This window comes from Nocardioides euryhalodurans, from assembly GCF_004564375.1.
In the GTDB taxonomy this organism is placed as follows: domain Bacteria; phylum Actinomycetota; class Actinomycetes; order Propionibacteriales; family Nocardioidaceae; genus Nocardioides; species Nocardioides euryhalodurans.
This window is the reverse complement of record NZ_CP038267.1, coordinates 932,501-953,390: the sequence shown is the minus strand read 5'-3', so window position 1 is coordinate 953,390 and position 20,890 is coordinate 932,501. Positions and strand designations below refer to the sequence as shown.

At 71.3% G+C, this 20,890-nt stretch carries 17 protein-coding genes, 1 tRNA gene and 1 rRNA gene (1 of these 19 only partly in view); 11 read left to right on the top strand and 8 right to left on the bottom strand.

Features of this window, described 5'->3' with window-relative positions; all coding sequences use genetic code 11:
• Window position 1: 1 nt before the first annotated feature.
• Window positions 2-1,390 (bottom strand): tannase/feruloyl esterase family alpha/beta hydrolase, encoded by a 1,389-nt coding sequence (locus EXE57_RS04470; protein ID WP_208542966.1) that lies wholly within the window; start codon window positions 1,388-1,390, stop codon window positions 2-4.
• 97 nt (window positions 1,391-1,487) lie between these two features.
• Between EXE57_RS04470 and EXE57_RS19620 the strand changes: the two genes are divergently transcribed.
• Window positions 1,488-1,652: a hypothetical protein gene (locus EXE57_RS19620; protein WP_167305817.1), complete on the top strand. Its 165-nt coding sequence runs from the start codon at window positions 1,488-1,490 to the stop codon at window positions 1,650-1,652.
• A gap of 10 nt (window positions 1,653-1,662) precedes the next feature.
• Here EXE57_RS19620 and EXE57_RS04465 read toward each other — a convergent pair whose 3' ends face one another.
• Together EXE57_RS04465 and EXE57_RS04460 are read right to left on the bottom strand one after the other, a co-directional pair.
• A complete protein-coding gene (locus EXE57_RS04465) occupies window positions 1,663-2,403 on the bottom strand; it encodes a PIG-L deacetylase family protein (protein ID WP_135074376.1) in 741 nt (246 codons plus the stop codon).
• A 46-nt stretch (window positions 2,404-2,449) separates the two neighbouring features.
• On the bottom strand, window positions 2,450-4,261 hold the full coding sequence (locus EXE57_RS04460) for an LVIVD repeat-containing protein (protein WP_208542965.1): 1,812 nt from the start codon (window positions 4,259-4,261) through the stop codon (window positions 2,450-2,452).
• 143 nt (window positions 4,262-4,404) lie between these two features.
• On the opposite strand from EXE57_RS04460, the gene EXE57_RS04455 reads away from it, so the two are divergent.
• The 5 genes from EXE57_RS04455 to EXE57_RS04435 all read left to right on the top strand — a co-directional run bounded on the left by EXE57_RS04455 (window position 4,405) and on the right by EXE57_RS04435 (window position 9,358).
• A complete protein-coding gene (locus EXE57_RS04455) occupies window positions 4,405-5,073 on the top strand; it encodes a DUF305 domain-containing protein (RefSeq protein ID WP_135074374.1) in 669 nt (222 codons plus the stop codon).
• A 32-nt stretch (window positions 5,074-5,105) separates the two neighbouring features.
• A tRNA-Ile gene (locus EXE57_RS04450) sits at window positions 5,106-5,179 on the top strand.
• Between the two features lie 94 nt (window positions 5,180-5,273).
• Window positions 5,274-7,637, top strand: coding sequence for an arylsulfatase (locus tag EXE57_RS04445; protein ID WP_135074372.1), 2,364 nt, complete (start codon window positions 5,274-5,276; stop codon window positions 7,635-7,637).
• Window positions 7,638-7,714: 77 nt separating this feature from the next.
• Window positions 7,715-9,130 (top strand): DUF2252 domain-containing protein, encoded by a 1,416-nt coding sequence (locus EXE57_RS04440; protein ID WP_135074370.1) that lies wholly within the window; start codon window positions 7,715-7,717, stop codon window positions 9,128-9,130.
• A 9-nt stretch (window positions 9,131-9,139) separates the two neighbouring features.
• Window positions 9,140-9,358, top strand: coding sequence for an amphi-Trp domain-containing protein (locus tag EXE57_RS04435; RefSeq protein ID WP_135074368.1), 219 nt, complete (start codon window positions 9,140-9,142; stop codon window positions 9,356-9,358).
• Here the strand turns inward: EXE57_RS04435 and EXE57_RS04430 are convergent.
• Together EXE57_RS04430 and EXE57_RS04425 are read right to left on the bottom strand one after the other, a co-directional pair.
• Entirely contained in the window at window positions 9,348-10,298 is a 951-nt protein-coding gene (locus EXE57_RS04430; RefSeq protein WP_135074366.1) for an acyl-ACP desaturase, read from the bottom strand. The two genes, EXE57_RS04435 and EXE57_RS04430, sit on opposite strands and share 11 nt — an antisense overlap.
• A 307-nt stretch (window positions 10,299-10,605) precedes the next feature.
• The gene (locus EXE57_RS04425) at window positions 10,606-12,816 is read right to left on the bottom strand and encodes an MMPL family transporter (protein ID WP_135074364.1); all 2,211 of its coding nucleotides are present in this window, start codon (window positions 12,814-12,816) and stop codon (window positions 10,606-10,608) included.
• Between the two features lie 102 nt (window positions 12,817-12,918).
• On the opposite strand from EXE57_RS04425, the gene EXE57_RS04420 reads away from it, so the two are divergent.
• The gene (locus EXE57_RS04420; RefSeq protein ID WP_135074362.1) at window positions 12,919-13,476 is read left to right on the top strand and encodes a TetR/AcrR family transcriptional regulator; all 558 of its coding nucleotides are present in this window, start codon (window positions 12,919-12,921) and stop codon (window positions 13,474-13,476) included.
• A gap of 6 nt (window positions 13,477-13,482) precedes the next feature.
• Here the strand turns inward: EXE57_RS04420 and EXE57_RS19615 are convergent, their stop codons facing one another.
• A complete protein-coding gene (locus EXE57_RS19615) occupies window positions 13,483-14,244 on the bottom strand; it encodes a hypothetical protein (protein WP_167305816.1) in 762 nt (253 codons plus the stop codon).
• A gap of 71 nt (window positions 14,245-14,315) precedes the next feature.
• On the opposite strand from EXE57_RS19615, the gene EXE57_RS04410 reads away from it, so the two are divergent.
• Window positions 14,316-15,023: a flavodoxin family protein gene (locus EXE57_RS04410; RefSeq protein ID WP_244246993.1), complete on the top strand. Its 708-nt coding sequence runs from the start codon at window positions 14,316-14,318 to the stop codon at window positions 15,021-15,023.
• A 3-nt stretch (window positions 15,024-15,026) separates the two neighbouring features.
• Here EXE57_RS04410 and EXE57_RS04405 read toward each other — a convergent pair whose 3' ends face one another.
• Together EXE57_RS04405 and EXE57_RS04400 are read right to left on the bottom strand one after the other, a co-directional pair.
• Window positions 15,027-16,202 (bottom strand): hypothetical protein, encoded by a 1,176-nt coding sequence (locus EXE57_RS04405; protein WP_135074358.1) that lies wholly within the window; start codon window positions 16,200-16,202, stop codon window positions 15,027-15,029.
• Window positions 16,203-16,228: 26 nt separating this feature from the next.
• Entirely contained in the window at window positions 16,229-17,656 is a 1,428-nt protein-coding gene (locus EXE57_RS04400; RefSeq protein ID WP_135074356.1) for a serine/threonine-protein kinase, read from the bottom strand.
• 124 nt (window positions 17,657-17,780) lie between these two features.
• On the opposite strand from EXE57_RS04400, the gene tyrS reads away from it, so the two are divergent.
• The 3 genes from tyrS to EXE57_RS04385 form a co-directional block, all read left to right on the top strand.
• Window positions 17,781-19,052 carry a tyrosine--tRNA ligase gene (gene tyrS / locus EXE57_RS04395; RefSeq protein ID WP_135074354.1) on the top strand — a complete coding sequence of 424 codons (1,272 nt, stop codon included), beginning with the start codon at window positions 17,781-17,783 and terminating at the stop codon, window positions 19,050-19,052.
• Window positions 19,049-20,077 carry an alpha-hydroxy acid oxidase gene (locus EXE57_RS04390; protein ID WP_135074352.1) on the top strand — a complete coding sequence of 343 codons (1,029 nt, stop codon included), beginning with the start codon at window positions 19,049-19,051 and terminating at the stop codon, window positions 20,075-20,077. Before tyrS ends, EXE57_RS04390 begins: the two co-directional genes overlap by 4 nt.
• A gap of 498 nt (window positions 20,078-20,575) precedes the next feature.
• A 16S ribosomal RNA gene (locus EXE57_RS04385) occupies window positions 20,576-20,890 on the top strand; it runs 1,209 nt beyond the window's last position.

Genomic DNA, 20,890 nt, shown 5'->3' with positions numbered 1-20,890 from the left:
CTCAGCCCAGTCGGCAACGGTTGACCGCGTCGACCTCCGCGGCCGGTCGGTCCAGCGTCGCGTTCGCGGGCGGCCGCCTGCCGTCCTCGACCCACGCGTCCAGTCGGACGAACGCCCGGCGGGCGCAGGGGAGGAGCGGTCGCACCCGGTCGCCGTGGACGCCGTGCAGGCTGTCGACGTGGGTGCCGCCCCGGATCCGGTAGTAGCGGTGCAGGTCGGCGCGCCCGCGGCCCTGGATCATCGGGCGGTAGACGTCCGAGTCGGTGCGGATGGGCAGCAGCGCGTCGAGCGTGCCGTGGAGGGTGAGCATCGGGCGCCGGACGTCGCCGGTCAGCGCCACCTTCGCCATCGCCCGTCGGGCGCCGGGGCGCTCGGCGTACTCGTAGTCCGCGTCGCACGCGGGCGTGCCGTTCCGGCAGAAGGGGACGCCCGCGACGAGGTCCCCGTCGTACGACGGGTCGAACTCCTCGCGGTAGAGCCGCTGCGTGAGGTCCCAGTAGTAGCTGTAGTGGAAGTCCCAGGTGAACTCCGAGCGGGGGTGGAAGCCCGCGTCGACCATCGCGTCGAAGGCCGCCCGGTCGCCGGTGGCGGCGTACTCCGGGTAGTGCGTCAGGGCGTCCGGCAGGTAGGTCAGCAGGTTGGGCGGCGCGCCGCGGTAGAGCGTGCCCTCCCAGTCGACGCCACCGTCGTAGAGGCCGGGCCGGTTCTCGAGCTGCCAGCGGACCAGGTAGCCGCCGTTGGAGATCCCCATGGCGTACGTCCGTCGCGCCGCCCGGCCGTACTTCTGCTCGACGACGGCCCGGGTCGCCCGGGTGAGCTGGGTGACCCGGCGGTTCCACTCGGCGACCGCGTCGCCGGGCTCCTCGCCGTCGGCGTGGAAGGAGGCACCGTTGTTGCCCTTGTCGGTCATCGCGTAGGCGTAGCCGCGCGCGACCAGCCAGTCGCTGAAGACGAAGTCCCCGGCGTACTGCGTCCGGGTCCCGGGAGCACCGCTGACGACGACCTTGCCGTTCCACCGGTCAGGGAGGCGGATCACGAACTGCGAGTCGTGGTTCCAGCCGTGGTGGGTGTTGCTGGTGGAGGTGTCCGGGAAGTAGCCGTCGACCTGCACGCCCGGGACGCCCGTGGGGTTCCGGGTCCCGGGAGCGTGGAGGCCGTTCCAGTCGGCGGGGTCGGTGTGCCCGCTGACAGTGGTCCCCGCGGTCGTCAGGTCGTCCAGGCAGGCGACCTGCTGCTGCTCGGCACGCGGCACGTCGACGTGCGCCTGCCGGGCGCAGTGCCCCGGCGCCTCGGCGGAGGCCGGCGCGGTCAGGAGCGGCGTGCTCGTGGGGGCGGTGAGCAGAAGGGCGCAGAGCCCGAGAACGGCTCCCGCTGCTGTGGTCCGGGTCATGGCGCCCATCGTGGTCAGGCGACGCGTGCCGGGACCATGTGCCGGGATCACACATCGGGGGCACCCGGCTGTGGTTCACTTCACACGGAGGTGCGCCATGTGGTTGTTCGTCCTCGTGGGCCTGCTGGCCGGCGTCGTGTGGATGGGCGTCTGGACCGGCCGTCGCCAGACCCGGATGTCGTTGTCGTCCGAGCTCGGCAACGACCGGCTCGGGATCCGCGACCCGCGCGACACTCCCTGGGGCCCGCCGACCGGCCTCTGACGCCTGGCGACTACTCGCCCCACCCCATCGGGAACACCTCGAACGGCGCGGCCATCGCCACGCCGAGGCGCTGCCCGGTCGGGCGTGCCATCCCCTCCAGGAACTCCCGGGGGTCGAAGTGCTCCCACCCCAGCCCGTCGATGTAGGCGCGGTGCGCCTCGAGCGAGGTCACCCCGGCGTCGAAGGTGTCGGTGGTGTCGACGGCATGGCCCGCCCGCGGTGAGCCGAACGCCCACACCTCACGGACGCCGCCCCACGGCTCGAGGTCGCCCTCGAGCTGCTCCGGGAAGACCCAGCGGTTGCCCGCGTCCCGCACCGCGTCGAGGACCGCCATGCCGACGGCGATGTGGTCGGCCTGGTTGAGGTTGCGACCTCCCCAGGTGTCGCGGAAGTTCCCGGTGATGACGATGTCGGGCCGGTGGCTGCGCACGGTCTCGGCGATCACCCGCCGCAACGGGACGCCGTACTCCAGGATCCCGTCGGGCTGGCCGAGGAACTCCACGACGTCCACCCCGACGACCCGCGCGGACTCGACCTGCTCGGCCTCGCGGACGGTCCGGCACTCGTTGGGGTGCATCCCGTCGATGCCGGCCTCGCCGCTGGTGACCATGCAGTACGTGACGTGCTTGCCCTGTCCGGTCCACCGGGCGACGGCGGCCGCGGCCCCGAACTCCATGTCGTCGGGGTGCGCGACCACGCACAGCGCGCGCTCCCAGTCCTCGGGCAGGGCCTCCAGCGGTTCGTTGTCCATGCTCAGAGCATGCCCTCGATCCGCGCTGCGCGCAGCCGCCTGTCCGTCAGCCCAGGGCCTCCGCGAGGTCGAGGATGGCCTGCTTGAGCTCGCCCTGGTCGCCCTCGTCGCTCAACCGCTTGGCTGCCTGCTTCAGCTGCGCGACGGCCGACTTGCCGCGACCGTCCAGCTTCTCGGCCCGGGTCAGGTGGCTCTCGACCTTCTTGAGCGTCTTGCCGGAGAGCTCGCCGGACCGGACGGCCTGGTCGAAGTAGGCGCCGACCACGTTGAAGCTCGGCTCCCACGTCGTCATCAGCTGGTGCTGGGCGTTGAACTCCTCGACCTGGACCTCCCGGGCAGCGTCGAGCTCGTTCTCGCTCAGCATGTCGCTCGTCAGCAGGCCGAAGGTGTCGAAGCCCCGGGCGAGCTCGCTGCCGTAGACCTGGCCGTTGTACCAGTACGTCGACCAGAGCCCACCGAGGTTGATCCGGTTCGGGTTCGTCGGGTCGGGGATCGGGAACGGCGAGTTGACCGGGCCGCGGTCGAAGTAGGCGATCTCGACGGGGTTCGCGGTGTCGCTGAAGTCGATGACCGACAGGCCGCCCTGGTACCAGGCCTGGACGAGGATGTCGCGTCCGGGCACGGGGACCAGCGAGGAGTTGTGGGCCACGCAGTTCTCGTTGACGGTCTGGACGGCCGGCATCTTGTAGTAGCTGGCGAAGTCCATCTGGTCACCGGAGATGTCGAACAGCGCGTCGGCGCCCCACTCGGGTGCATCGGTCGCCCGGCACCGGGCCGAGGTCCCGCCGCCCCACTCGTCGGTGAAGATCACCTTGGTGCCGTCGTTGTTGAACGTCGCCGAGTGCCAGTAGGAGAAGTTCGGGTCCGACACGGCGTCGAGGCGCACCGGGTTGACCGGGTCCGAGGTGTCGAGCAGGATCCCGTTGCCCTGGCAGGCACCCGCGACCAGCTCCTTGGCCGGGAACGACGTCACGTCGTGGCAGGTGTTGGTGTTCGGGAGCGGCGAGTAGGCCGTGCCGGCGGGGTGCAGCGTGCCGGGGAGCGTGTTCTGCAGCCCGTTGAAGGCGCCGGTGTCCGGGTCGGTGAAGATCCGGGGCTGGCTGACGACGGCGGCCGTCTCGGGAGCCGCCAGCGGCACCTTGATGACGTCGATCCGCCACTGCGTCGGGTTGCCGGTCGTCACCGGGTCCTGGGTGTTGACGTTGGCGTTCTCGCACCCGGCCAGCTCGTCGGGCGACCGGACCGAGGACGTCCCGGAGTTGTAGAGGTAGATGTTGTCCGGGTCGTCGGGGTCGGTGACGATCGTGTGGGTGTGCGACCCGCGACAGGTCTGGACACCCGGGAGCTGCACCGGGTTGCTGACATCGCTGATGTCGAAGATCCGGATGCCGCGGAAGCGCTCGAGGTTGACCGCACCTGGCGCGCCCTGCGAACCGCAGTCGATGCGGCCGCGGGTCTCCTCGACCGACATGAAGAGCAGGTCGCCGTACACGGAGAGGTCGCCCTGGCCGCCCGGGCACACGAACGAGGTCTCGAGCACCGGGTTGGTCGCGTCGGAGAGGTCGTAGACCTGGAAGCCGTTGAAGCTGCCGACGAAGGCCCGGTCACCCGAGAAGGCGAGGTCGGAGTTGACGAAGCCGAAGTTGCCCGGAGGGGCGTCGAACGGCGCCACCCGGGGGTCGTTGTCGAGCAGGTCGATGTTGCTGCTCGCCTCGCTCCAGGGGAAGTAGCCGGGTGGCAGGTCGACCCGTGGGTCCTCCGCGGCGGCTGCGCCGAGTGGGACCATGGCAACGACGAGCGCTGCCACCCCCGTCAGGCCTGCGACTCGTCGGAACGTCGTGCTGACTCGCTCGTGCATCGTGCCCTCCCCAGGGGGGCCACCACAGGAAACGGGGTTTCGACCTGCAGCGGCGTACCCTCACCTGCTGGTCAAGATAGTCTCGTGCTCATCCCGTCCGCCAGCCCCAAAATGGCGGGCAGAGTTCCACGACCGGAGGCGCCATGGTGTCGGTGCGAGTGTCCGCGTCGGTGCTGCTCTGCGCGGTGGTGCTCGCCGGCTGTACGTCGACACCGGATGCCGAGCCCGAGGCCGAGTCGGGTGCGCCGGTGGTCCAGCTGGGTGCCCCGGGCGAGGAGAACCGCACCCTGTCGCCGGACCAGATGGAGTCGGCTGCGCCCGCCCACACCGACGCGGACGTCGGCTTCATGCAGGCGATGATCCCCCACCACCAGCAGGCGCTCCAGATGACGGCGATGGTGGAGAAGCGCGCGGCAGACCCCAAGATCGCGTTGCTCGCCGAGCGGCTCGAGGTCTCACAGCTCGACGAGATCGCCCAGATGGAGGACTGGCTGGTGCAGCGCGGCGAGGACGTCCCGGCCGACGGCGCCCACAGCCACCACCACGGCGGCCACGCCGAGCTGATGCCGGGGATGCTCACCCGTGCCGAGCTGGCCCGCCTCGAGCGGTCCCGGGGGGAGCAGTTCGACCGGCTGTTCCTCGCCTACATGATCCGCCACCACCAGGGCGCCGTGACCATGGTCGACGACCTGCTGAGCAGCGGCGCCGGTGGCCAGGAGCCGCAGGCCTTCCAGGTCGCCCAGCACGTCGACTCCGACCAGCGGGTCGAGATATCCCGCATGCAGCAGATGCTGGCCACGCGGTCGCGCTGAGGCCGACCGGCCCCGTTAGGCTCGGCGCCCGCGGGGCGGTAGCTCAGTCGGTCAGAGCAGAGGACTCATAATCCTTGGGTCGTGGGTTCGAGCCCCACCCGCCCCACCCGTACCGGTGCGTCACGGCAGCGGTCGAGAGCACCGCCGGCTCACGCCCTCCGGACGATGCGCGAAGAGCCCGGGTGCCGTCGCATGGGGGGATGACCGACCAGCCTGGCCACCACAGCCTCCCCGTCCCGGACCGCGCGTACGACGGGGTCCTGCCCTTCGACGCGCGGGATCCCGACGCGAGCTTTCCCCCGATCCAGCCGACGCGGCCGCCGTCCGGCGCACCCAACGTGCTGATCGTCCTGCTGGACGACGTCGGCTTCGGGGCCTCGAGCGCCTTCGGGGGACCGTGCCGCACACCCACCGCGGAGCGGCTCGCGGCGGGTGGGCTGAAGTACAACCGGTTCCACACCACGGCCCTGTGCGCTCCGACCCGAGCGGCGCTGCTGACCGGCCGCAACCACCACTCGGTCGGGATGGGGGTCATCACCGAGCTGGCGACCTCGGCGCCCGGCTACAGCTCGGTACGGCCCAACACCTGCGCCCCGCTGGCGCAGACCCTGCGGCTCAACGGCTACTCGACGGCTCAGTTCGGCAAGTGCCACGAGGTCCCGGTCTGGCAGACCAGCCCGATGGGGCCCTTCGACGCCTGGCCGACCGGCGGCGGTGGCTTCGAGCACTTCTACGGGTTCATCGGCGGCGAGACCAATCAGTACTACCCGGGGATCTACGAGGGGACCTCGGCGGTCGAGCCGGAGAAGACGCCGGAGGAGGGCTACCACTTCACCGAGGACATGACCGACCGCGCGATCGGCTGGGTCCGCCAGCAGAAGTCGCTGATGCCCGACAAGCCCTTCTTCGTCTACTACGCCCCCGGTGCCACGCACGCACCGCACCACGTCCCGACCGAGTGGTCGGAGCGGTACCGCGGCCGGTTCGACGCAGGCTGGGACGTCTTGCGCGAGGAGATCCTCGCCCGGCAGAAGGAGCTCGGGGTCGTCCCCTCCGACACGGTGCTGACGGCACGCCATGAGGAGATCCCCGCCTGGGAGGACATGCCCGACGAGCTGAAGCCGGTGCTCGCCCGGCAGATGGAGGTGTACGCCGGCTTCCTCGAGCACACCGACCACCACATCGGTCGCCTGGTCGAGGCGATCGAGGAGCTCGGAGTTCTCGACGACACGCTCGTCTACTACATCGTGGGCGACAACGGCGCCTCGGCCGAGGGGACCGTCAACGGCTCGTTCAACGAGACCTTCATCTTCAACGGCGCCGACGCCCTGGAGACCCCCGAGCTGGTGGCGTCGCGGATCGACGAGTTCGGGACCCCGACGGCCTACAACCACTACGCGGTCGGCTGGGCGCACGCGATGGGCACCCCGTACCAGTGGACCAAGCAGGTCGCCTCGCACTGGGGCGGCACCCGCAACGGCACCATCGTGCACTGGCCGCGCGGTTTCAGCGCGCGGGGCGAGGTCCGGGCGCAGTTCCACCACGTCATCGACGTCGCCCCCACCGTCCTCGAGGCAGCCGGCCTGGTCGAGCCGACAGCCGTCAACGGCGTGACGCAGCGCCCCCTGGAGGGCGTCAGCATGGCGTACTCGTTCCACGACGCACAGGTGGCCGACCGCCACGAGACGCAGTACTTCGAGATGTTCTGCAACCGCGGCATCTACCACCAGGGCTGGACCGCCGTCACCCGCCACAGCACCCCGTGGGTGAACGCTCCGCTGCCCCCGCTGGACGAGGACGTCTGGGAGCTCTACGACACGAGGACCGACTGGAGCCAGTCCCGCGACCTCGCCGCAGAGCTGCCCGAGAAGCTGACGGAGCTGAAGGAGCTGTGGCTGGCGGAGGCGCGGAAGTACGACGTCCTCCCGCTCGACGACCGTCGCATCGAGCGGTTCAACTCCGACCTGGCCGGCCGTCCGGTGCTCGTCAGCGGCCAGTCCCAGACGCTGTTCGGAGGGATGGGCCGGCTCACCGAGGCCTCCGTCCTCAACGTCAAGAACAAGTCGCACGCCGTCACCGCCGAGGTGGAGGTGCCGGCCTCGGGTGCGGAGGGTGTGATCATCGCCCAAGGGGGAGCCTTTGCCGGCTGGAGCCTCTACGCCAAGGACGGCCGGCCACGCTACTGCTACAACCTGCTCGGGGTGCAGCGGTTCGTGGTCGAGGGGGAGACACCGATCCCGGCCGGCAACCACCAGGTGAGGATGGAGTTCACCTACGACGGCGGCGGGCTGGGGAAGGGCGGGCACGTGGCGCTCTACCTCGACGGCACCAAGGTCGGCGAGGGGCGGGTCGACGCCACGGTGCCGATGGTCTTCTCGGCGGACGAGACGGCCGACATCGGTCGCGACAGCGCGTCCCCCGTGAGCACCGACTACGCGGGCGAGAGCAGCATCTTCACCGGCAAGGTGCGCTGGGTGCAGATCGACCTGGGCGACGACGCCGAGGACGCCGACCACCTGATCACGCCCGAGGAACGGCTGCGCGTCGCCATGGCGCGCCAGTAGCTGGCCCGCACGCGGCCGGACCGGCCTCATGCCCTCCGGGTGATGCGTCCGCCGCGGCGATGCCGTGCCATGGGGGCATGACCCCTTCCGTCACCCACGAGCCGCCCACGAGGGAGCAGCGCAAGGCCCGGGGCAGGGAGGCCCGCTCCCGCGTTCCGCGCTCGGTGCACCGCGGATGGGAGCAGGCGGGGGAGCGACCCGACCCGGTCGAGCTCCTCGAGGGGCAGGCCCTCAGCCGGGTGCCCGAGCTCGTCCCCCTCCGCTACGCACGGATGCTCGCGTCGCCCTTCACGTTCTTCCGTGGTGCGGCGCTGCTGATGGCCTCGGACCTGGCGGCGACGCCGCGCAGCGGGCTGACCGTGCAGCTGTGCGGTGACGCCCACCTGTCGAACTTCGGCACCTTCGCCGCTCCCGACCGGCGGCTGGTCTTCAGCCTCAACGACTTCGACGAGACCCTGCCGGGCCCCTTCGAGTGGGACGTGAAGCGGCTGGTCGCCAGCTTCGCGGTGGCCGGCAGGGACCGTGGCTTCGACGTCACCCAGCGGCAGGGCATCAACCTCGCCGTGGTCCGTTCCTACCGAGAGTCGATCCGGGAGCTCGCGACGATGCGCAGGCTCGACGTCTGGTACGCCCGGCTCGACGTCGAGGAGATCGAGGCGCAGGCCGAGGGCCAGCTCGACCCGGCCGAGCTCAAGCGCTTCCGCAAGAACGTCCGCAAGGCCAGGGGCAAGGACAGCCTCAAGGCCTACGGCAAGCTGGTGCGCACCGTGGACGGCCGTCCGCAGCTGATCCGTGACCCGCCGATGATCGTGCCGCTGGAGGAGCTGCTGCCCGACGTCGAGGCGGACCGGGTCGCGGGGGCGCTGCGCGACCTGTTCCGCTCCTACCGTCGGAGCCTGGGCGGCGACCACCGCCACCTGATCGAGGGCTTCCGCTACGCCGGTGCCGCGCGCAAGGTGGTCGGGGTGGGCAGCGTCGGCACCCGGGCCTGGATCGTGCTGATGCTCGGCGACGACGACGCCGACCCGTTGCTGCTGCAGGCCAAGGAGGCCCAGCCCTCGGTGCTCGAGTCCTTCCTCGGGGCCAGCCGGTTCGCGAACCACGGCCAACGGGTGGTCGAGGGCCAGCGGCTGATGCAGTCGGCAAGCGACGTGCTGCTCGGCTGGGTGAGGTCCGGCGGGGTCGACGGTGTCGGGCGGGACTTCTACGTTCGCCAGCTCTGGGACGGCAAGGGCTCGGCGATCATCGAGGCGATGACGCCCTCCACCATGGCGTCGTACGCCCGGCTGTGCGGCTGGACGCTCGCCCGGGCCCACGCACGGTCGGGTGACGCGGTGGCCGTCGCCTCCTACCTCGGCTCCGGTGATCGGTTCGACCGGTCCCTGGCGACCTTCGCCGAGGCCTACGCCGACCAGAACGAGCGTGACCACGCCGCGCTGCGGGAAGCGGCTGCCTCGGGTCGGGTGGCAGTCTTCGAGGACCAACCGAGCTAGGAGGCACCCATGGACCTGGTCGAGATCGCCGACACGGCGGAGATGAGTCGCGAGGAGGCAGCCCGACGCCTGCACACGTTGGCAGACGCGCTGGCCCGCCACAACGAGGTCGAGTTCGCGCGCGGGGGAGCGCGCGTCAAGGTCCGGATCCCGGACGTGGTGCAGCTCAAGATCGAGGTCGAGATCGGGGACGACGAGGGAGAGCTCGAGGTCGAGCTCACCTGGTGAGGGTCTGGCCCGCCTGACGCGCGGCCTTCTTGGCGGCGGCCTCCTCGCGCCGCTCGACGAAACGGGTGGCCTCCGTGTCGAGCGCGGCCACGGCAGCAGCGAGCTCGTCCCGGGCCTGCTCACCCTCGGCGTCGAGCCCCTCGAGCTCGAAGACGCGCCACTGGCGCAGCAGGGGGCCGACGATGTCGTCGTGGTGGATCCGCAGGTCGTAGATCCCGGCCTTGGCCATCTGCACGGCCTTGCGGCTGAAGCCGGGGATGATGCTTCCCGGCATCTGGAAGTCGATCACCTCGTCGGTGATCGCCCGCAGCGTCTGGCTGGGCGCCAGCTCGAGGGCGGCCTGCACGATGTTGCGGTAGAAGATCATGTGCAGGTTCTCGTCCTTGGCGACCCGGGTGAGCAGCTTCTCGGCGATCGGCTCACCGGTGAACCGGCCGGTGTTGCGGTGGGAGACGCGGGTCGCGAGCTCCTGGAACGACACGTACGCACAGACGTTGAGCAGCGGCTTGTCCTCGGTGGCGTAGCCGACCTCCATCGTCTCCATCCGGGCCCGCTCGAGCTCGTCGGGGTCGACCCCGCGGGTCACGAGCAGGTAGTCACGGATGCAGAAGGCGTGGCGGCCCTCCTCGGCCGTCCACCGGTTCACCCACGTGCCCCAGGCGCTGTCGCGTCCGAAGGCCCGGTCGACCTCGCGGTGGTAGCTCGGCAGGTTGTCCTCGGTGAGCAGGTTGACCTCGAGCGCCGTCCGCGCGATGGGGGAGAGGCTCGACTGGGCGGACTGCCACGGCTCCCCGCCCAGGTCGGCGAAGTCGCGCCCCAGGCTCCAGGGGACGTACTCGTGCGGCATCCAGTCGTCCGCGGTGCCGAGATGGCGGTCGAGGTTCTCCGCCACGGTGGGTTCCAGCTCGGCCAGCAGCTGTGCGCTCTCGAGAACGGTCATGCGGCTCTCCCTCGGTCCGACGCGGCCGGGTACGCCGAGGACTCGGCGCCGGCCGTCGCGTCCCCTCGTCGTACCACCTGGAGCGACCCGTGCGGAAGAGCCGGGAGGGGTGACGCTCGGGCCGCGCCCGGTGACCGGGCGCGGCCCGCCGGGCTCAGAGAACCAGGAACAGCAGGACGATGACAGCGATCACGAGGGCCGCGATGGCGATCGTGCGAGTGTTCATGTGTGGTCACTCCTTCTCGGCCGGGTGGCCGTCCGGGGCAGTCTGGCAGAGCGGTGCCGACTCCCGGTTCACCCGATCGCGCTAGCGCGCCGCGGGTTCCGCCTGCGGCTCGGCGGCAGTGTCCGCGCCGCGTCGCAGCGACTCGCCCTCCAGGTCGACGTCCGGCAGCAGCCGGTCCAGCCAGCGGGGGAGCCACCATGCCCGGTCGTCGAGGAAGGACATCACCGCCGGGACGAGCGAGAGCCGGACCACGAAGGCGTCGACGAGGACGCCGAAGGCCAGCGCGAAGCCCATCGACTTGATGATCGGGTCGTCGACGAGCATGAAGCCCGCGAAGACCGACACCATGATCAGCGCCGCGGCGACCACGACCCGGGCGCCGTGGCCCACGCCGGAGACGATCGCCTCGCGGGCCGTCTCGCCGTGGACGAAGTCCTCGCGCATCCGCGACACCAGGAAGACCTCGTAGTCCATGGCGAGCCCGAAGAGGATGCCGATGAGCAGGATCGGCAGGAAGCTGACCAGCGGCCCGCCCGTGTCGAGGCCGACCAGCCCGGAGAGCCAGCCCCACTGGAAGATCGCGACCGTCGCACCGAAGGTGGCGCCGACCGTGAGGAGGAAGCCGAGCGTCGCCTTGAGGGGTACGAGGACCGAGCGGAAGACGATCATGAGCAGCACGAAGCTCAGCCCGACGACGACCAGGAGATAGACGGGGAGCGCGGCCGCGAGCTTCTCGGAGACGTCCACGCCGACGGCGGTGACGCCGGTGAGCGAGACCTCGGACCCGGTCCGGTCCGCGACCGCGGACAGCTCCCCACGGACGTCGCGCACCAGGTCGAAGGTCGCCTCCTGCGAGGGGCCCGACTCCGGGACGACGCCCAGCAGGACCGTACGGCCGTCGGGGCTGGCGCCGCCCGGGGCCACCGCGAGCACGCCCTCGACGCCTGCCGCCGCCTCGCCGGCCTCGGTCGCCGCCTGCTGCACCCCCGCCTGCTGCACCCCCGCCTGGTCCGAGCCGTGGACGACCATGAGCAGCCGACCGTTGAACCCCTCGCCGAAGCCCTCGGCCACCAGGTCGTACGCCTCGCGCTTGCTCGTGCCCTCGGGCGCGGTGCCGTCGTCCGGCAGGGCGAGCTGCATGCTCGCGGTCGGGATCGCGAGCACGCCCAGCGCCGCGATGCCCGCCAGCAGCACCGGGACCCGGCGGCGGACCATGAGCCGTCCCCAGCGGAAGCCACCGTTGTCGTCGGCGTCCTCGAGGTCACCGGACCTGCCGTCTGCCCGGCGCTGCCGCCGCGAGAGCACCCGGTCACCGGCGAAGCCGAGCACGGCAGGGAGCAGCGTCACCGCCACGAGCACGGCGACCGCCACGGTGCCGGCCGCGGCGAGGCCCATCGAGGTCAGGAACGGGATGCCCACCACGGCCAGCCCGGCCAGCGCGATGATCACCGTCAGGCCGGCGAAGACGACGGCCGAGCCGGCGGTGCCGACCGCCTGGCCGGCGGCCTCCTCGCGGTCCAGGCCGATCGCGATGTTGTGCCGGTAGCGGGAGGTGATGAAGAGCGAGTAGTCGATGCCGACCGCCAGGCCCAGCATCAGCGCGAGCACGGGCGTGACGCTCGTCAGGTCGGCGACGTGCCCGACGAGCAGCAGTCCGAGCATGCCGGCGCCGACGCCGACGAGCGCGTTGAGCATGGTCATGCCGGCGGCGACCATCGAGCCGAAGGTGATGACGAGGACGAGCAGCGCGACCGCGACGCCGATCGCCTCGGTGGAGCCGATCTCGGGCTCGGTCATGAGCGGCTCGCCACCGGCGGCCACGGCCCACCCGTCAGGCGCGTCCGCGCCCACCTCCTCGTACGCCGACCGCTCCTCCTCGGTGAGGGCGTCGGCGGCGTCGGCGTACTGGACGCTCACCAGCGCGTAGCGACCGTCCTCGCTGACCGCCTGCGTGTCGAAGGGGCTGGTCGCGCCGACCACTCCCGGCAGCTCGTTGGCCCGCTGCACGACCGTGAGCACCGTCTCCCGGTTGGCGGCGTCGGTCACCGTCTCGCCCTCGGGAGCGCGGAGCACCACCGTGCCGGAGGCCCCGCTCGCCTGGGGGAACTCCTCGGCGAGCGCGTCGAGGGCCTGCTGCGACTCCGTCCCGGGGATGGTGATGGTGCTGGTCGGGGCCGTGCCGGCGAGGGCGAGCGAGCCGCCGAGCGCGGTCAGCAGCACCAGCCAGGTCGCGGCGACCAGGCCGCGGCGACGGAACCCGAAGCGCCCGAGACGGTGAAGGAGAGAGGCCATGACCTGAAGTTAGACGAGCGGCTAGGCTCAGACAAGCCGAACGGCTAACTCCGGCTGCTAGCGTGAACGACATCACGTCGCGACGACCACGAAGGGGTGACGATGGCGAGACCGCAGGCCCCGCGCGGCCAGGGACGGGCGCGGGTCATCGCCGCCGCGATGGAGCTCTTCGCCGAGCACGGCGTCAGCGGCACCTCGCTGCAGATGATCGCCGAGCACCTCGGGGTCACCAAGGCGGCTGTCTACTACCAGTTCCACGCGAAGGAGGAGATCGTCCTCGCGGTGCTCGAGGAGGCGCTGGAGGAGATGGCGCGCTTCCTCGACGAGGCAGAGGCGGCCAAGACGCCGGCAGCGCGCAGCGACGCCGCGCTCGTCGGGCTGGTGGACCTGATGATGCGCCACCGGCAGGCGATGGCCACGATGCTGCGCGACCCCGAGGCCGGCCGGGTCGTCGAGTCGCACGAGGCCTTCAACACCCTGGCCGAGCGGCTGGTGGCCCTGCTGCTGGGACCTCACCCCGACACCCGTCGCCGGGTCGCGGTGTCGCTGGTCGGCTCGGGCCTCGCGCAGTCGGGCATCGACCCTCGGTTGGCCGACCTCGACGACGACCGGTTGCGCGAGGAGATGCTGGCCCTCGCGCGGACCGTCCTGGCGCGCTAGGTCACCTCACAGGCCGCCGCCGTCGCCCCCGCCGCCGTCGAAGCCGCCCCCGTCGAAACCTCCGGAGTCGTGGCCCCCGCCGTAGTCGCCCCCGTGGTGGCCGATCCCCGGGTCCGCCGGCATCTCCCACACCCAGGCGACCCCGGCGGCGCCCATCGTGAAGCTGGTCGGCGAGAAGTAGCCGACGGTGTACGGCATGTAGGCCGCGCCCGCCTCCCAGTAGGGAACGGTGCGCGAGCCGATCTTCACCGTCCTCACCTCGGGCTTCTCGCGCGATGCGATCCGGGCGGCGCACTGGCCGCAGGCGGGGACGCGGCGGGTGCCGTGGCGGGCCGAGGTCCACAGCACGTCGTGGACCGACGGGCCGTGCTGCGGGTTGAAGAAGCAGGGGACGCGCAGCTCGGGGACCTCGCGCCCGGCGACACGGGCCTGCACGCACGCGAGGGCGTAGCGCCCGGAGGAGAGGGTGTCGATGAGGACGCTGATCTCGTCGGGCTCGCGCAGCCTCGGTGCCTTCCACTTCGCCGACTCGTAGGCATCGAGCGCCGTCTGGTAGTCCTGCTGCGTCGCGGCGTCGAGCTCCCGGTCGGCGACCTCGTCGCCGAGGCGCTGCAGCTGCTCGCCGAGTGCCGTCACGTCCTCCTCGGCCAGCCGACGGACGCTCTCGACCTCCTCGACGTGCTCGCGCTGGACCGCACGCCGCGCCGAGAGCTTCCGCGCGGCGACGGCACCTCCCCCGGCGAGGAGGGCGATCAGCAACCACTCCATGCTTCTGGTGTACCACAGCCCAGCCTGCCCGGGGGATGACAGATCGGCCCGCCCGGGAGCATCGTGGGGACGTGGACCTCGACTTCAGCAACCTCCGCGCCATGTTCCTCAACTGCACGCTCAAGCGTTCCCCGGAGCCCAGCCACACACAGGGCCTCGTCGACGTCAGCGCTGCCATCATGCGCAAGCACGGCGTCGAGGTCGAGGTGGTGCGCGCGGTCGACCACGACATCGCGACGGGCGTCTACCTCGACATGACCGAGCACGGCTGGGCGAGCGACGCCTGGCCGGCGATCCACGAGCGGGTGATGGCGAGCGACATCCTCGTGATCGCCGGTCCGATCTGGCTCGGAGACAACTCCAGCATCACCAAGCAGGTGATCGAGCGCCTGTACGGCGGCTCGGGCGAGCTCAACGACCAGGGGCAGTACGCCTACTACGGCCGGGTCGGAGGCTGCTTGATCACCGGCAACGAGGACGGCATCAAGCACTGCGCCCAGAACGTCCTCTACTCCCTGCAGCACATCGGGTACACGATCCCGCCGCAGGCCGACGCGGGCTGGATCGGGGAGGCTGGACCGGGGCCGTCGTACCTCGACGAGGGCAGCGGGGGGCCTGAGAACGACTTCACGAACCGCAACACGACCTTCATGACGTGGAACCTGCTGCACCTGGCCCGGATGCTGCGTGAGGCCGGCGGCATCCCGGCGCACGGCAACCAGCGCACTGCCTGGGACGCGGGGACCCGCTTCGACTTCGAGAACCCGGAGTACCGGTGACGGTCAGCGCCGACGGCGCGCGGCCCGCGGGCGACGGGTGACCCAGAGCCCGAGGCCGAAGATCCCCAGCAGGATGCACGTCATCAGTCGTGCCTGGTTGCTCCACGGCCACAGGTGGCTGCCGTAGTCGGTGCTGCCGGCCCGCAGGGAGTCGGCGGCGACGGCCAAGGTGGCGCTGCCGGTCCAGTTCTCACCCTCGGACGGGAGGGTGGTGATGTCGACGGGGGAGCCTCCGTCGAGGGGGATGTCGACCACCCGCTCGACCGCCCCCGACTCGAGGAAGTAGGCGCTGACGGCCAGCGTCCGGTCGCCGCTGAAGCCGAGCAGCTGCTGCAGCGAGACCCCCGGCACCCGGGTCTCCACGGGCTCGCCGACCTGCTCGCCCTCGGGCGACGCCGACAGCAGGCGCACCACGCCGTCGACCTCCTGCAGGCCCACCAGCTGCTCGCCCGTGGGCGACCAGGCGAGCGTCGTGTCGTCGCGGAACGTGGTGGGAGCGGTGGTGGTGGTCCCGTCGGGCACTGCGAGGGTCACCAGCTGCTGTCCCTCGACGTAGTCGACGGCCGAGCCGTCGGGTCGCCAGGCGGCGTGCTGCGCCACCTCCTCCGCGGTGCCGTCGACACCGGTGACGACTTCGCCGTCGGAGACCCGCAGCACCCGCAGCCCGTCGGCGTGCACGAGCAGCAGCTCGGAGTCGGCGGAGAAGCGCCCGACCGCGGTGGCACCCTCGAGCGCGACCTCGCGGGTCTCGTCGGTCACCGGGTCGTAGAGGGCGACGGCGTCGCCGGTCGCCCAGGCGAGCAGGTCCCCGGCCGCGGTGACCGACACGCTCCCCTCTGCGGGATCGGGGAGCCCGGGGGCACTGATCGCGCGGTAGTCGCCCGTACGGTCCGAGATGGCCAGCCAGGGGTTCTCGACCGATCCGAAGAGCCCCTCGCTGACGTCGGTGCCGGCGTAGACCATGGACACGGTGCCGAGGGGACCGTAGGCGTCGGTGGTGGCGACCGAGGGCGGAGCGTTGTCGACCGCCGTCGGCAGCGCTGGGGCGCCCGCGGTCGGCACCGACTGGGAGCGGTGCCAGGCCGAGAGGCCCCAGGTGGCCAGGACGTAGCCCACCGCGACAGCGACGAGGGTGACACCGAGAGCGAGCCACACCTGGCGGCCGGAGGCGATACGCACGCCGGGAAGGTTAACCCCTGGGTCTGTCAGGCCTCGTCTGCGATGAGGTACTCGCCGTCGCGGTACTCGAGCTGCAGGGTGACGTTGTCGGAGACCTGGCTGCCGTCCTGTCGCACGTAGTCGACGTCGTACTGGATGACGAGGGTCTCCGGGTCGGCCTTCGCGTCGACCAGCGTCGCGCTCGAGATGGTGGACCAGTAGCCCGTGTAGCCATCCAGCCCGCCACTGGCCTGCTGGAAGCCCGGCGTCAGCATCTCGAAGGTGCTCTCCGGGGAGGAGGGAGCCGTGGAGAGGTAGGTGCCGATGAAGGACTCCATGCCCTCGGCGGTGGCCGGCTCGGCCGACGGGGACGGCGACTGGTCACCCCCACCGCCGCCGGTCCCGGCGGAGTCGCTGGCCCTGGGGCGGTCGATCGTCGGCGTGGTCCCGTCGTCCCCGGTGAGGGCCAGCCAGGCGATCACGCCGAGCAGGGCGACGACCGCAGCCGCCGCCAGCAGCGGCCCGAGGAGACGTCGCCGGCGGGCAGGAGCAGCGGGGGCGGTGGAGGAGGTGGCGGTGGAGCCGGACGGCACGGGCGTCGACACGGGCGTCGCCGGAGGCGGCGGTGCGGCCGGCGCCAGCACCTGGGTCGAGTCCTGGGGTGCGGAGGCGGCGGTCGGGCCGGCGAGCAGGAAGTCGCGGACCTGCTCCATGGACCAGCGCTGCTCCGGGTCCTTGGTCATGGTGGCGGCCAGGAGCGGTGCCAGCCACCCGGCGTCGGCCAGTCGCGGCGGGTCCTCGTGGACGATCTTGAACAGCGCACCCATCAGGTTCTCGCCGACCTCGTAGGGCGGACGGCCCGACAGCGCGTGGTGGAGGGTCGCCCCCAGCGACCACACGTCGCTCGCGGAGGTCGCCATGTGACCGGACGCCACCTCCGGGGAGAGGTACGCCGGCGAGCCGGTGACCAGGCCGGTCTGGGTCAACGAGGGATCGGCCTCGGCCCGGGCGATGCCGAAGTCGGACAGCTTCACCTCGCCGTCCGGGCCCACCAGGATGTTGGACGGCTTGACGTCGCGGTGGACGATCCCCTCCGCGTGGGCGGCCGCCAGGGCCGAGGCCACCTGGCCGATCAGCTCCGCGGCCCGCCCGTGCGACAGCGCCCCCTCCTCGCGGATCGTCGCGGCGAGGGTCCGACCCTCGACGTACTCCATCACGAGCCACTGGCCCTCGTCGTCGACCACGAGGTCGAAGACGTGCACCACGTGCGGGTGGTTGAGCCGCGCCGCGAGCCGGGCCTCGCGCTCGGCCCGCTCCAGGTCGGGCGTGGTGCCGCCGGGCGCGGCGCCCCCGGGCATCATGCCGATCCGCTTGACGGCCACCTCACGACCGAGCACCCGGTCCTGGGCCAGCCACACGGCGCCCATGCCGCCACGGCCGATCTCGTGGGAGAGCTCGTACCTGCCTGCGATCACCGGGGCATGGTAGCGAGGACGACCGAGCCACCCGACCGGGTGAAGGCTCCCGCGGGAACCGGTGTGCGCCCGCACGGGCCATGCGGCAGGCTGGACCCCGACGACGACCCAGGAAGGTGACCGCGTGTCCCTCGACCCCACCCTTCTCGACGACCTCGAGTGGCGCGGCCTGATCGCGCACTCGACGGACCTCGACGCCCTGCGCGAGGCGCTGGCCCAGGGGAGCGTGCGGTTCTACGTCGGCTTCGACCCGACCGCGCCGAGCCTCCACATGGGCCACCTCGTCCAGGTGCTCACGGCCCGCCGGCTGCAGCGGGCCGGACACCGCCCGTACGCGCTCGTGGGCGGGGCGACGGGGATGATCGGTGACCCTCGCGACAGCGGCGAGCGGACGCTCAACTCCCTCGACGTGGTCAAGGACTGGGTCGGGCGCGTGCGCGGCCAGATCGAGCCGTTCCTCGACTTCGACGGCCCGGCCGCGGCGACCATGGTCAACAACTACGACTGGACCGCCAGCCTGTCGACCATCGACTTCCTCCGCGACATCGGCAAGCACTTCCCGGTCAACCGGATGCTCGCCCGCGACGTCGTCAGCCGCCGGCTCGAGCAGGGCATCAGCTACACCGAGTTCAGCTACGTGCTGCTGCAGTCGCTGGACTTCCTCAACCTCTACCGCGACCACGGCGTGACGCTGCAGTTCGGCGGTTCCGACCAGTGGGGCAACCTGACGGCCGGCGTCGAGCTGATCCGCCGCGCGGCCGGCGGGCGCGCCCATGCCTTCGCGACGCCGCTGCTGACCAAGTCCGACGGGACCAAGTACGGCAAGACCGAGGGCGGGGCGCTCTGGCTCGACCCCGAGATGCTCTCTCCCTACGCCTTCCACCAGTTCTGGCTGAACACCGAGGACGAGAAGCTCGGCGAGCTGCTGCGCGTCTTCACCTTCCTCCCGCGGGAGGAGATCGAGGCGCTCGAGGCGCAGACCCGGGAGAAGCCGTGGCTGCGGGCCGGCCAGAAGACGCTGGCCGACGAGGTGACCACGTTCGTCCACGGGGCCCAGGAGACCGAGCAGGCCAAGGCCGCCGCCGCTGCCCTCTTCGGGGGTGGGGACCTGACCGAGCTGCGCGGGGCGACCCTCGGGGCCGCGCTCCGCGAGGCCGGCACGACCACCGTCAGCGGTGAGCTGCCCGGGATCCTGGACCTGCTCGTGGAGAGTGGGCTGGCCAAGAGCAAGGGCGAGGCGAGGCGGACCGTCTCCGAGGGCGGCGTCTACCTCAACAACGAGCGCGTCGAGGACCCCGAGCTGGTGCCGACCGAGGCCCACCTGGTCGCCGGCTCGTGGTTGGTGCTGCGGCGGGGCAAGAAGAGCTTCGCGGGCGTCGAGGTCCTGCCCCGATGACCTGGCAGGCGGACCTGGCCGAACGCGCCCGGGCCGCCATGCCGGAGCCGATGTGGGACTACACCCGGACCGGCGCGCTCGAGGGCGTCACCGCCGCGGAGGCCGAGGCCGCCTGGGCCGACGTACGCTTCGCGCCTCGGGTGCTGCGCGACGTGACCGACGTCGAGGTGTCGACCTCCCTGCTCGGCGCCGACCTCGCCACTCCCGTGGGGGTCGCGCCGACGGCGATGCAGCGCGTGGCCCATCCCGACGGTGAGCGGGCGATGGCGCGGGGGGCAGCGGCGGCGGGGGCGCTGCACGTGGTCTCCTCCAACGCCGGGTACCCCTTCGCCGCCATCGACGTGGGGTCGCCCTGGTGGGTGCAGGCCTACCTCCCGCCTCGACGGGCCGAGCTGGTCCCCATGCTCGAGGCGGCGGTGCGCGCGGGCGCGCGTGCGGCGGTGCTGACCGTCGACACGCCCGTGCCGGGGGACAAGCGCGTCCCGCGCGAGGAGGACTGGCGGGGGATCGACCTCAGCTGGTTCCGCTGCAACGTGGACGCGCCTGCCGGCGTGCGGTGGGCCGCCGACGTCACGCCTGACGACATCGGCTGGCTGCGCGAGGCCACGGGGCTGCCGGTGGTGGTGAAGGGAGTGCTGCGCGCGGACGACGCGCGCACGTGCGTCGAGGCAGGTGCCGCGGCGGTCTGGGTGTCCAACCACGGTGGCCGCCAGCTCGACCGCGCGGTCAGCACCCGGTACGCGCTGCCGCACGTCGCCGCCGAGGTGGGCGACGACGTGGAGGTGTACGTCGACGGCGGGATCAGGTCGGGTCTCGACGTGCTGGCGGGGCTCGCGCTCGGCGCCGACGCGGTCTTCTGCGGGCGGCTCCCGGTGCACGCCCTGGCGGCCGGGGGAGCGCCCGAGGTCGCAGGGCTGCTGACCAGGCTGACGCAGGAGCTGGTCGACGCGATGCGGCTCGCGGGCTGCCCGCGGCCCTCCGACACGCGCGGAATCGTCGCGCAGTCGCCGCCACAGGGCCTCTGACCTGCGCAAACGCGGGTGTGCCCCAGACCACACCGACTCGATTTGTGGTCGCGGCAGGTGTCCCCTAATGTTCTCCGGGTCGCCAGGGAGCGGCGGGCAGCAAGATCCGGAACGGGTCGGGCGGCCGGCCCCGGGAGACCACCTCCAACACACACCTTTCCGGGTGGAGGACGAGCGCGCCGAGAGGCCTGCAGTCCGAAGTCCGGGCACGTCGTGTGCGCCGGGGTGAGCGAGAGAAGAAGCCGATTTGCGTCAGCCGAATTCCTCCCGCTAAGTTTCACCAGTCGCCGTAGCGAGGCCGAGAGGCCGAGCGCGATGTATGTCTGATGTTTGAGAACTCAACAGTGTGTCATTGATAGTCGATGAATTGGTTTGTGTGCCCTGTCAATGGCGATCTTGTGGCCTTTTGGTTGTGGGGTTGTTGTTGGTTTGGGTTTTTGATGATGATTCTGGCTTTTTGCTGGGGTTTGTTGTCAGGTTTGAGTTTTTTGTAGGTTTTCTACGGAGAGTTTGATCCTGGCTCAGGACGAACGCTGGCGGCGTGCTTAACACATGCAAGTCGAGCGGAAAGGCCACTTCGGTGGTACTCGAGCGGCGAACGGGTGAGTAACACGTGAGTAATCTGCCCTTCACTCTGGGATAGCCCTCCGAAAGGGGGATTAATACCGGATATGACATGTCCCTGCATGGGGGTGTGTGGAAACTTTTTTGGGTGGGGGATGTGCTCGCGGCCTATCAGCTTGTTGGTGGGGTAATGGCCTACCAAGGCTTTGACGGGTAGCCGGCCTGAGAGGGTGACCGGCCACACTGGGA